The organism is Paraburkholderia sp. SIMBA_030 (genome assembly GCF_046535245.1).
Lineage (GTDB): Bacteria > Pseudomonadota > Gammaproteobacteria > Burkholderiales > Burkholderiaceae > Paraburkholderia.
Genome location: NZ_JAWRXB010000222.1, coordinates 1 through 319, shown reverse-complemented (window position 1 = coordinate 319; position 319 = coordinate 1). Strand labels below are relative to the sequence as shown.

The window sequence follows — 319 nt, the reverse complement described above, 5'->3', positions numbered from 1 at the left end:
ATAGCACTTCATCAACTTGCGTCAATACAGGACGTATCTCAATCTCAGGGTCAATCAGACCTGTCGGACGGACGACCTGCTCTACGACTTGCTCGCTGTGCTCAAGCTCATATAGCGCTGGCGTGGCACTGACATAAATGGTTTTGGGCTTAATACGCTCCCACTCTTCAAACTTCATCGGGCGGTTATTCATCGCACTGGGTAATCTAAAACCATAATTGACCAAGTTTTCTTTACGCGATCTATCGCCTTTATACATTGCACCAATCTGCGAAACCGTCACATGTGATTCATCAAGGAACAACAAGGCATCTTCTGG

At 46.4% G+C, this 319-nt stretch carries 1 pseudogene; it reads right to left on the bottom strand.

Annotation, left to right across the window (positions count from 1 at the left end):
* Window positions 1-319: pseudogene (locus SB772_RS39760) on the bottom strand (excinuclease ABC subunit B); the annotation flags it as partial.